The following is an 11,782-nucleotide window of genomic DNA, read 5'->3' on the forward strand; positions in this document are numbered from 1 at the left end:
TGTCTATCGACGTGCTATCACAGAAGATTGACCGCATGTAGCTGAAATTTTTCTTGCGGTAATTGAATGGTTCAGCTCCGCTGGAAACATATAAATTCCATGATCTAAAAAAATGTGTTTACTTCATCACAGTAATTTTGATATTATAATCGCAATATCAAATGCGACGAAGAGACGAGTAGATAAAAATCATTCTTTCAAAGAGAGCTCCGGTAGCTGAAAAGGAGCAAAGAACTTTTTATTGAATAAAGACTCAGAGCAGCACATCGGAACTTAGCATTTAAGGGATGGTGTGACAGGAGCTCCTGTTACAGAGCTAGAGTATGAACGGTCTACAGCTTTCAACATGTTTGTAAACCTTTACTTGAAGAGGCTGATATGGTGACATATTGGCGAATCTGGGTGGTACCACGAGAGTTCAATCTCGTCCCTGAGACTATTGTCTTGGGGATGGGATTTTTTGGTTTTTCCGGGGTGTGACTACACGCTTTGGAATTGCCTGAATAGTGTTAATTAGGAAGTCAATTTCATAATACGTTTTTAGTGAGTTATGAAATTGATTTGAAGAGAAGAATCACTTAAACCGAAAGGAAATGATGATTGAATGTCAGCAAAATTGAAAGTTGGTATCGTCGGAGGAACGGGAATGGTGGGTCAGCGTTTTGTGGACCTGCTTGATCAACATCCATGGTTTGAAGTAACAGCTATTTCTGCAAGCGCCAATTCGGCGGGTAAAACATATGAAGAATCCGTACAAGGCAGATGGAAACTCGCAGTTCCTATTCCGGAAGCTGTGAAGAAAATCGTTGTTCAGGATGCTTCCCAAGTTGAGGCTTTTGCCAGCCAGGTTGATTTTATTTTCTGCGCGGTTGATATGAAAAAGAATGAAATTCAAGCGCTCGAAGAAGCTTACGCTAGAACAGGCACACCTGTCGTGTCCAATAACTCGGCTCACCGCTGGACAGCAGATGTACCAATGGTAATCCCTGAGATTAACCCGGGACATCTGGACGTGATTGAAGCTCAACGCAAACGTCTGGGTACAAAAACCGGATTCATTGCTGTAAAACCAAACTGCTCGATTCAGAGCTATGTGCCTGCACTGCACGCCTTGCGTGAGTTCAACCCGACTCAGGTTGTTGCTTCCACGTATCAAGCAATCTCCGGAGCAGGTAAAAACTTTACGGACTGGCCAGATATGCTCGATAATGTCATTCCATACATCGGTGGCGAAGAAGAGAAGAGTGAGCAGGAACCACTGCGGATCTGGGGTAGCATCGAAAATAATGAGATCGTCAAAGCATCGGCTCCATTAATTACAACACAATGTATTCGTGTACCGGTAACGGATGGACATCTGGCTACTGTGTTTGTAAACTTCGAGAAAAAACCAAGTAAAGACGAAATTTTGGAGCGTTGGTTGCAGTTCAAAGGTCGTCCGCAGGAACTGGCTCTGCCAAGTGCACCAAAACAGTTCATTACGTATTTTGAAGAAGAGAACAGACCACAGACAAAACTGGATCGTGACATCGAACGCGGAATGGGTGTCTCTACAGGCCGACTGCGCGAAGATTCACTCTATGATTACAAATTCGTGGGATTGTCCCACAATACGCTCCGTGGAGCGGCAGGTGGTGCGGTTCTGATCGCAGAACTGCTAAAAGCTGAAGGATATATTCAAACGAAATAAGCATACGGCATCATAAGCAGCAACAGATTTCTGAAAAATGATTAGATAAAAACCATCACTCGTTGATGGTTTTTTCTATTGTGGACAAGCATTGGTAAGCGAAGCAGGTTTACTCATGCTGCTATTCAAGGGTTTATTATATTAATTTTTATATGGAAAATATTACATTGTAAAATCATGAGATTTCAGTTATTTTTATTAACGGCAAACTTTTCTTCTCTAATTTAGAAGGGCATTGTCTTAGCAGGTAGCTATTATATAGATGAAGAAAGGAGGACTTTATTATTATGCAAGCAGCTCCTAATCAAGCCGTACATAAACCAGGATCACAGCCAGTTAGTTTTGGTAGTTGGATGCTCACGTTATTGCTTTTGGCTATTCCACTTGTTAACATCATCATGTTGTTTGTTTGGGCGTTTGGTAATTCCAACCCTTCCAAAGCAAATTACGCAAAAGCATCATTGTTATGGTTAGCCATCGGAATTGTGTTTTACATTCTTATCTTAGCTTTAGGTTTAACAGCAGCATTTTCAGGAACTGATTACTAGGTTTACGAAACGTAGCATTATCGTAGCACTTGTAGTAATAATAGCAATCCAATGCAAAACGCCGACAATCATGTCGGCGTTTTTTAATCATCCAGTATTTTGTTAGGCCGCGGATGTCTTATCCGACTTCTGTAGAAGCTGAGAGCGACGACCGAGCAGATAACCTGTCAGGGAAGCGAGCATCTGTTGAAATACCATGCCAAGCACAACCGGGACAGCAACTGGTGGCGGAAAATACGAAACAGCGAGTACTGCACCTGCGCTGATATTACGCATACCTCCATTGAACACCAGAGCGACCTGATCGGCCTCGTTCCAGCCCAGCAATCGGGCGATGAAGTAACTTAGCGCATAACCGAATGATGCCAGGAAAATAATGATGACCGCAAGTCCAGCTAACTTCCAGTTGAAATCAGCCAAGTAGGGCGCAACGACAGATCCGTTAATCGCAACGACAGATGCCATGAACAATTTGGACAACGGATTCAACCTTGGTCCCCAGACCGGGACAATGGCGCCTTTGGTCCACTCATTCAGCAGCATACCGAGCAGGGACGGTACAACAATCATCCAAAACAGACTGCTCATCATGGCTGCTGTGTCCAGTGTGACACTGGTTCCGATTAACAGGGATAACACCCCGGGCACTACAAAAGGAGCAAGCATGGTGTCAATCAGGATGATGGATAGCGTAAGTGCGATATTGCCCCGATAGATACTGACCCAGATGAAGCTGCTTATTCCTGTCGGAATCACGGCTGCCAGAACAAGGCCCGTTATGGTGTACGCATCTGTAGGGAAAACCAGATGACCCATACCAAGAGCAATTAGAGGCATCGCCAAATGCAAAATAAACAGACATACAAACAGGGGGAACGGCTTTTTCAGCACGTTCACAAAATCCCGTATCCCAAGACTGATACTTCCAGCGAACGTCATGAACGCAAAAAGCCAAGGGGATAAAAAGGTATAAGAAGAAAGAAAACTCCCGCATAACACGCCAATAATAATACTGATTGGGGTAATCAGTGGCATGATGCGGTTCAAGCGTTGGTTCAAGGCTTGAAGCATAATCATGACATCCCTTTACCGTGTGATTTTACTATTATACATCTTAATAATGTTGGCTGCAGACCCATTTGCAATGAAGTAGTCTGAACAGGTATCATGGACTTGGAACAAGGATTCCGATTAGGAGAAGGGGAGATGATCATGTTCATAAGAAAAAGAAAGCACACATTAATGATGACAGGCCTTATTGCATCAAGTATTCTGCTGATTTCAGCCTGTTCTGTCGTGGAACAAGCTAATCAAAGTTTAAATTATGTGAGTGGGGCTACTGATTATATAGAACAGGTATCAACCGCCGGGGCTGATCTGCAAGAGCTTGCATCGGGTGCGGTGAATAATCCGGAGGTTACAACGCAGATTCAGGAGAAAATCGATCTGATCCAAGCAGAGGCAAGCGAATTTTCTCAGTTGACTGCTCCTGCAATAGGAGAGAGCATTCATGAGAATCTGGTTAGTTACAATACTCAATTAACAGAAGTTGTGGACAATTTCGAGAATACAATTGCAGAGCAAGGTTTTACGGCAGAGAATTGGGAGAAGACAGGCATTCCTGAACTGATCACCAACATCAATAATTTGAAAGATCCGCTTAGCGGACTTCAGGGTGAATAAATTGAATTGATCTTACCACATTAAGACAATCCAGTTTGGAATCGAATACTTGAGAAGGGCGAGATATCGGAATGATTGAATTACCGTTATGCTCGCTTTTTTATTTTCCCAAAACTCATGCATATTTAATATCACAGGAGCTAGACTATATCATGTAAATAGGAGATATATATGACATTTATCTCTTATTTATGTGAAGATGATCTATGGTTTGACAAGGTTGGGACAGAGGCGTATGATAAGTATATAAGTTAATAAAATATAGTTACTTACTATAAGTTTAGAACTTCCCTTAAAACTATTTTGCCAAAGGAGAGCTGAGTCATGACTCAACACAATGGAAAAGTAATCATTATTACAGGCGGAGCCAGTGGTATTGGTAAAGAAACAGCACTTCAACTTTCGGATCAAGGTGCGACTATTGTTGTCGCTGACTACAATGAAGACGGAGCGAAGAAGCTTGCGGCAGAGATTGAAGCAGCAGGCGGAACAGCGGGCGCGTACAAAGTGGATGTATCCAAAGGGGACGAGATCAAAGCCCTGATCGACTGGACCGTAGAGAAATATGGTACGTTAAGCGGTATTTTCAATAACGCAGGCATTGGACTTGTGAAGCCGTTTCTGGAGATGGACCCGGAATCCTATCACAGAGTCATTGATGTAGATCAACACAGTGTATACTACGGCATGTATTATGGCGCGAAAAAAATGGTTGAATTAAATGTACAAGGTACCATTGTAAATACAGCTTCGATCTATGGAAGCGTTGCTGCAGTAGGTAGCTTCAACTACAACGCAGCCAAGGCTGCTGTTGTTATGATGTCCAAATCCGGTGCATTGGAACTAGCTGAGCATGGAATTCGTGTAGTTGGTGTAGCACCTGGCTTTATCGAAACACCGATTCTGGGTGATGACCAAGCCATGAAGGATGCGCTTGCTACTCAACATATGCGTGGAGAGCTTATTCAACCCGAGAAAGTAGCCAGTGTGGTTACATTCCTGTTCAGTGATGCAGCCAGTGCAGTTAATGGTACAACCGTAGCCGTAGATGATGGATTCCTCAGCTTCAAAACCAAATAAATAACCTTCTAAAATTAAGAGAACTCATCTCAAAAAAACAGAAAAAAACGGTGCAGAACGATTTATTCGTTTTGCACCGTTTTTGTATTTTCATTATAAAGTAATCATGGCATATGAGAGGGAAATAAGTTTGTCGAATCATCCCGAAATTTCAGAGATCGTGATACAATTAACAAGGCTATAGCTTTTTATCATTTTGTGGTGTCATATACAATTCGAACGCCAAGAGAGCCATAACTCTCTTCTTTGTAATGACATTGAGAACAAGTTTTCGTCGAACATAACGCATCGTTATGAACTTGTAATTTTTCGTTGCACTGTGGACATTTATTTTCAAAAAGAGTCTTCAACACGTTAAACATGCTTAATCACTCATTTCGGATTAATTTACTTGGTTTTTATTATAACGGATAATATTCGCTGTGTATAGCACTTTTGAGTGATATCGAAATGAGATTTATATTGCACGAAAGGAAGCGCATAACCGATGGATCTTCTGCTTTTTGTCATCATGTTTATACTGGGTCTGGTCGGTTCATTCTTCTCCGGTTTGTTGGGTATTGGTGGGGCCATTATCAATTATCCGCTACTGTTATATGTTCCATCCTGGGTGGGATTGGAGCCGTTCTCAGCACATCAGGTATCGTCGATCAGTATGTTTCAAGTGTTTTTCGCTTCACTTGCTGGTGTGATTGCATTCCGCAGAAAAGTAAAAACGGGTAGAAGCGGTGGGGCGATCGTTCACCGAGGTTTGGTGCTATACATGGGCTCCAGCATTCTTGCTGGCAGTCTGATCGGCGGGTTCATATCCGGTCATCTGGACGGAAGGGTTATTAATCTGATCTATGGCATTCTGGCGATCATGGCGATTGTGCTTATGCTGATTCCCGGAAAGGGAAAGCTTGATACCTCAGCTCCACTGGTGTTTAACCGATGGATTGCAGCAGGCACGGCTTTTGCAGTAGGCATTGTATCAGGAATTGTTGGCGCGGGTGGTGCCTTTATCCTTATTCCTATCATGCTGACGATTCTCAACATCCCCGTACGAACGACGATTGCTTCTTCACTGGCGATTGTATTTATCTCCGCAATCGGCGGCGTTATAGGGAAAATTACGGGTGGAGAAATTCCGATAGAACCCATCATCTATACGGTGATCGGCAGTCTGCTCGGGGCATCCCTTGGTTCACGGGTTAGTTCGATGATTAATGTGAGGGTACTTCGATATGCATTAATCGTACTTATCGCCATCACAGCGGTTAAAGTCTGGTCATCCATTCTGTAAAATCACGTATATGGGAATGAACAATGACGATTTCGTAACCAAACGGTTGGATCGCCGTATAAAGGTTATGAACATGAGCTGAAGCGTTGGATACACGATCAAATGAGTTCAGTTTTCGTCCATGGAGCACCTCATCTCCTTTCATGGATACATGTTTAACATTAATAGAATTTGAGGTATCCACCCTATGAATAACGTACTTACAGAACAGGCTGATGCAGGATATCGGCTAGCTGAGCAGAAAGCATCTCAGTATTTCACTTCTCTTAGGCAGCAACTTATGGATAATACGTATACAACAGAACTTACCCAAGATATTCATGTATGGCAAAAGAAACATATTCATCGTTTTGCCTGGCTTTCTCTTTTATCACCTAGCAAAAGAAAACCGGATCCTCGGGATGTTCATAGATATATCCACTGGCTGAATACTACAGGAAAGCTGGATGATTACCTGGATCGGAGTATCTCCTATATTTATATGCGAGATCTGGGGCAAGCCCTTGATTCTCCGGGTACGCAGGCCCGAATTCAGAACGTTGTCCAGAATACTAAAAAATACTTTATGGACTCAGCTACTGGGCGAAAAGGACAGCCTGATTATATCAGTCTGGCTGCGTTGTACCGGTGGGGACAGAAGGAGCACATTGAAACGGCTGTCATCTGGGTGATGAACAAATTAAAGAATGTAGCATCCAACATCCCGAAGGAGCTGGATGCAGAGCAGGCGCAACGGAAGCTCATCAAGATCATTCTTGGCGTGGTCCTTCATGTGGACGATGAGATGAATGAGCAGACGCTACCTGAAGAACGCGCCCGGAGATTTGATGCGGCGATCCGACTTGGTTATTCGTACGGTTTGACATATCCATTTGTGGATGATCTGCTGGATTCTCAAGCTTTGACTGTTCATGAAAAAGAACAATATTCCCTGATGATACGCGATGCACTTCTTACCGGGGTCGTCCCTGATCTGGGGGATTGGAAAGGCAGCAACCTTGAAGTGATTGAATATGTACATTCCGAGCTTCGGGAAGCATTTGAGTACATCAAGAACTACCAGCATCCAGAGAAACAGCGGACGTTCTTAGAGCAATCCTATGTGTTCTTTCAGTCTCAGGAGATCGATCGCAACAAGAAATTAGCCAATGCGAATTATACGAATGAAGAATTGTACATTCCGATTATTATCAAATCTTCTTCTTCCCGATTAATCGTCCGGTCTGTTCTCAGTGCGCCAGTGGATGAAGGATTTGATCTACGGACGTTCTATTACGGAATATATAATCAGTTGGCCGATGATTTTGCCGATATGTTTGACGATATGGAAGAAGGGGCAGTAACTCCGTATACGTACTATTTGAAGTATCGAGATTTGCGTCCCGACTTGATCAATCCATATGAATTGTATTGGGCAGTCATCTCTCATCTAATCCATGATGTATATAACTCAGACGCCAAGACCCGCGAGGTCATACTAGATCGTGCCATTAACGGTCTGAAGCGTTGTAAAGAACGGTTGGGGCAGCAAAAATATGATGAAGTGATGACGATCTTTGCCTCTGGGCAGCCTGAATTCAATCAACTGGTTCAACAGATGGTGCGAAAAGCAGATGACGTTGATTTCCTTGATAAATTGTTACGGGATCAGGTTGTGCTTCAATTGAAAAATGACAAGCAGGAAAAAGAGGAGTTCAAACAGACCATTCGAACGGTTCGCGAACAGATTAATGTGGAGTTGCAGATTGCGAAGCCCGGTGGCCTTCATGAGATGAAAGAAACGCTGATCGATGCAGCCAATTACAGTTTGCAAGGCGACGGAAAAAGGTTACGTCCGATATTAACTTGGGTTATGGGCGTGCGCGAGTATGGTCTTCATGAATCATCCATCGTTCCGCTGCTAAGATCATTGGAGTACATGCATACCGCTTCCCTGATCTTTGATGATCTGCCTACGCAGGATAATGCTTCGACAAGACGTGGACGTTCCACGCTGCACCAGGTACACAATAGTGCCACAGCAGAGCTTACGGGTCTGTTTCTCATTCAGAAGGCGATTGGAGAGCAATCTTCATTGGATCGCTTTGATGCGGCAACCGTGCTCACACTCATTCAGTATTCGGCTGAAAAAGCAGAGGATATGTGTATGGGGCAGGCCATGGATCTGAATTCCAAGGGCAAGGCATTGACGCTGGATCAGTTGAACATGATCTGTTTTTACAAAACTGGCATTGCCTTCGAAGCTGCCCTGGTCATGCCAGCGATACTTGCCCAAGTGAAGGAACCGGAGATGGCTGCGCTGAAAAAGTTCGCTTATCATGCGGGGATCGCCTTCCAGATCAAGGACGACTTGCTGGATTTCGAGGGAAATCACCTCATTCTTGGGAAACCTGCAGGTCAGGATGAGCGGAACAACAATTCAACCTTTGTGTCTATTCTGGGTGATGAAGGCGCGAAGAAAGCGATGTGGGAGCATTATTGTCTTGCCACAGATGCATTGAACGAGATGCCGAAACCTATTCCATTTTTGAGACATTTATTGGATTATCTTATTGGTCGCGAGCGCTAACCCATTTTTCTAATGATTCCGTGTTGCATATGACTCATAATGATATATAATGACAAAGTTCGGGATTCCATGTGGATGGATTCCGGGCCTTGTTTGGTTTAAAGACACAAATCTCTTAAAAAGATTTGTTTCAACGGTTGAAATTCTGGGTATTAAGCAGGTACTGTTGTTTTAAAACTGACTAATTTTTATAGAACATCTTATATCAGTAAAAACTTTAGATTTCGACAAACTTTATATGGAGTCTATGCCAAAAGGAGAACTTACAATGCAGGTTCAAAAGGTCGATCATCATGAATTGTTCGAGCAGATCTATAACCAAGCGCCTATTGGGATTGCACTCGTTGCTCCAACAGGGCAATGGATGAAAGTGAACCCTGCTTTTTGCTGTATGCTAGGTTATACAAGTGATGAATTAATGGATCTCACGTATCAGGATATTACACATCCGGATGATTTCTCACAAGATATAATCTGTAGTTATGAGCTATTTGAAGGTAAATCAAAAGAAAATCAATACGAAAAACGTTACATTAATAAATATGGTGACATCTTATGGTGTTCAATACATGTTTCCTTGGTTCGAAGCGAAATTACGGATGAACCTCTTTATTCCGTTTGCCATATTGTTGATATTTCCAATCGTAAACTGTCTGAACAAAAACTTCTCCATCGTGAAGAAATGTTCAAACTTATTACGGATCATGCTCAGGAGATCATCTATATTGCCGATGGAGAAGGAGTTTGTCGGTTCTGCTCACCGTCAGTCCAACAAATATTAGGTTATTCCCCGGAAGAAGTCATTGGCCAAAACAATAATGCTTCCTTTCACCCACAAGATCTGGAACGGATCTCACAGATGGATTTGACTAAAGGTAATCTGTTGAATATTAGAGTCCGCCATAAAGACGGGCATTATCTTTGGTTTGAAACCACATACAAGGTCTTTGGTGATGCAGAGCATGAACAGCAGATTTTTACAATTGGACGAGATATATCAGAGCGAAAAAAACAAAAGGATATCAGTGCAGAGGCTGAACGTATCGCCTTGATTGGTAGTTGGGAATGGGATATGGTCTTAGACCATATTACATTTTCAGATCAGATCTTTGAGATTTTTGAACTTGAACACACCTGCAAACCATATCGGATAAGTGATGTTTTTGATGTTATGGATGCCGAAGATATAACCTCTTTACAAAAACATATTGCAGGGGTAAAACAGGGTGAACCGCTCGATTTTGAATACAAACACATCAGCTCAGATGGAAATGAGAAGTATCTTCACTTGCGTGGATTAATTACGCTTGATGAGCATGGTCAGCCAGTTCAGCTGAACGGAACACTACAGGATATCACTGAACGCAAACGCATCGAATTTAAATTGCAGGAATCTGTGGAGCGATACACTTCGCTTAAGAAATACAATCATGACGCCATTATTTCGTTTAACATGGATGGTAATATTATGAATGCAAATCCAGTAGCGGTGAAAATGACGGGTTGTCCCGTGGCTGAAATGATCGGTACAAGCATAAGCAGATTTATCGGAGCCAGTAATCTGGGTCTGATTCTGGGCAGTAACTATGAGATGGCTGAAAAGGAGATCAACGCTGTTCGGCACACGAATGGATCTGAGACAGAAGTCTTGGCTACGCTTGCTCCAATCATTATTAATACATCCAATGTCGGGTTTTACCTGATTGCGAAGGATATTACGGAGCAGAAAAAACTGCTGGTAGCCAAAGAGACAGCGGAGAGAATGAATAAGGCAAAAAGTGAATTTTTGGCGATGATGAGTCATGAAATCCGCACACCTATGAACGGTGTAATTGGGATGACGGATTTGCTTTTGGATACTCCTGGACTTAGCGGGGAACAAAAGGAATATATTGAAATCATCCAGAAGAGTGGAGATTCCTTGCTGGCCATCATTAATGATATTCTTGATTTTTCCAAAATCGAATCAGGCAAAACCGATCTGGTAGAAGATCCTTTTGATCTCGTAGAGATCGTGACCGAGACGGTGCAAATCGTAAAACCGCTGGCTCGTGAAAAGAAGCTGGATGTTCGCATGTGCGTAGAAGATGTCATTCCAACTCCGGTGTATGGTGATGCTTATCGTCTTAAACAGGTACTTACCAATATCATCGGCAACGCGGTCAAATTCACTTCAGAAGGCGGCGTGGAAGTTAAAGTGGGAGTTAAGGAACAGTGCGGCAATACCGTGCAGCTTTATTTTCAGGTAAAAGATTCGGGCATTGGCATTCCGGCTGAGAGGAAACAACAATTATTTGAACCTTTCTACCAACTGGAGAATTTTATGACCCGCAAACCTCAAGGTACCGGTCTTGGCCTTGCCATTAGCAAGAAACTGGTGGAGCTTATGCAGGGTGAGATCTGGATCGAGGAATCGGATGAACCGGGTACAATCTTTATATTTACCGCCCAATTTAAATTAAATAACGGTGAAGAAAGCAACAGGTTGGATCAACAGCAGAAGAAGAGCAGAACATCAGCCTTGCGGATTTTAATTGCAGAAGACAATGAGGTGAATCAACTCGTCCTTAGCAGAATCGTTGAGAAAAAAGGGCACTTCGTGGATCATGTGGCGGACGGTGTTGAGGCAGTCGAGGCGGTCAAACACACTTCATATGATATTGTCTTCATGGATGTGCATATGCCAAGGCTTAATGGATTTGAAGCGACAAAAGCGATTAAAAATGCTTTGCATCCCGAGAGTTGCCCATTCATTATTGCGGTAACTGCAAATGCCGTAAGAGGAGACATGGAAAACTGCTTGAAGGCAGGCATGGATGCGTATGTCAGCAAACCGATCAAAATTGAGTCCATTATGCAAGCATTGGAGACCTATTACATCAAAAATAATCTCTGAGCGCGCTAAAAATGGATTCATGAGCAAAAAA

General features: G+C 42.9%; 8 protein-coding genes and 1 other annotated feature. Of the genes, 7 read left to right on the forward strand and 1 reads right to left on the reverse strand.

Annotated elements, in window-relative coordinates:
• Positions 1-157: 157 nt before the first annotated feature.
• Positions 158-435: a binding site (T-box leader), on the forward strand.
• Positions 436-604: 169 nt separating this feature from the next.
• Both asd and MHH25_RS13755 read left to right on the forward strand, forming a co-directional pair.
• Positions 605-1,690 (forward strand): aspartate-semialdehyde dehydrogenase, encoded by a 1,086-nt coding sequence (gene asd / locus MHH25_RS13750; RefSeq protein ID WP_340020250.1) that lies wholly within the window; start codon positions 605-607, stop codon positions 1,688-1,690.
• 287 nt (positions 1,691-1,977) lie between these two features.
• Entirely contained in the window at positions 1,978-2,238 is a 261-nt protein-coding gene (locus MHH25_RS13755; protein WP_340020251.1) for a hypothetical protein, read from the forward strand.
• Positions 2,239-2,340: 102 nt separating this feature from the next.
• Here the strand turns inward: MHH25_RS13755 and MHH25_RS13760 are convergent, their stop codons facing one another.
• Entirely contained in the window at positions 2,341-3,309 is a 969-nt protein-coding gene (locus MHH25_RS13760; protein WP_074094894.1) for a bile acid:sodium symporter family protein, read from the reverse strand.
• Between the two features lie 141 nt (positions 3,310-3,450).
• Between MHH25_RS13760 and MHH25_RS13765 the strand changes: the two genes are divergently transcribed.
• The 5 genes from MHH25_RS13765 to MHH25_RS13785 all read left to right on the forward strand — a co-directional run bounded on the left by MHH25_RS13765 (position 3,451) and on the right by MHH25_RS13785 (position 11,751).
• Positions 3,451-3,921: a DUF6376 family protein gene (locus MHH25_RS13765; protein ID WP_340020252.1), complete on the forward strand. Its 471-nt coding sequence runs from the start codon at positions 3,451-3,453 to the stop codon at positions 3,919-3,921.
• Positions 3,922-4,245: 324 nt separating this feature from the next.
• Positions 4,246-5,001: an SDR family NAD(P)-dependent oxidoreductase gene (locus tag MHH25_RS13770; RefSeq protein WP_340020253.1), complete on the forward strand. Its 756-nt coding sequence runs from the start codon at positions 4,246-4,248 to the stop codon at positions 4,999-5,001.
• A gap of 487 nt (positions 5,002-5,488) precedes the next feature.
• Positions 5,489-6,286 (forward strand): sulfite exporter TauE/SafE family protein, encoded by a 798-nt coding sequence (locus MHH25_RS13775; protein WP_339286696.1) that lies wholly within the window; start codon positions 5,489-5,491, stop codon positions 6,284-6,286.
• Between the two features lie 187 nt (positions 6,287-6,473).
• Complete coding sequence (locus tag MHH25_RS13780) at positions 6,474-8,855, forward strand: polyprenyl synthetase family protein (protein WP_340020254.1); 2,382 nt, start codon at positions 6,474-6,476, stop codon at positions 8,853-8,855.
• A 268-nt stretch (positions 8,856-9,123) separates the two neighbouring features.
• On the forward strand, positions 9,124-11,751 hold the full coding sequence (locus tag MHH25_RS13785) for a PAS domain S-box protein (protein ID WP_340020255.1): 2,628 nt from the start codon (positions 9,124-9,126) through the stop codon (positions 11,749-11,751).
• The last annotated feature ends 31 nt before the right edge of the window (positions 11,752-11,782 follow it).

The sequence above is a fragment of the Paenibacillus sp. FSL H3-0457 genome, assembly GCF_037981725.1.
Lineage (GTDB): Bacteria > Bacillota > Bacilli > Paenibacillales > Paenibacillaceae > Paenibacillus > Paenibacillus amylolyticus.